This is a genomic window from Mesorhizobium sp. CNPSo 4671, assembly GCF_057784245.1.
In genome coordinates this window covers 1-399 of record NZ_JBWLUW010000092.1, presented here as the reverse complement: position 1 = coordinate 399, position 399 = coordinate 1, and the positions used below count along the sequence as shown (strand labels likewise).

Here is a 399-nt window from a genome sequence, read left to right as displayed (position 1 = left end):
GCTTTACTGCAGCCTGATATTGAATGTTGGTACAGCTTGTACAGGATAGGTAGGAGCCTTGGAAACCGGAGCGCCAGCTTCGGTGGAGGCATCGGTGGGATACTACCCTGGCTGTATTGACCTTCTAACCCGCCGCCCTTATCGGGCGGGGAGACAGTGTCAGGTGGGCAGTTTGACTGGGGCGGTCGCCTCCTAAAAGGTAACGGAGGCGCCCAAAGGTTCCCTCAGAATGGTTGGAAATCATTCGCAGAGTGTAAAGGCACAAGGGAGCTTGACTGCGAGACCTACAAGTCGAGCAGGGACGAAAGTCGGGCTTAGTGATCCGGTGGTTCCGCATGGAAGGGCCATCGCTCAACGGATAAAAGCTACCCCGGGGATAACAGGCTTATCTCCCCCAAG

1 rRNA gene is annotated in these 399 nt (G+C 55.9%); it reads left to right on the top strand.

Annotated elements, in window-relative coordinates:
* Positions 1–399 (top strand): 23S ribosomal RNA (locus AC04SF_RS37520); the annotation flags it as partial.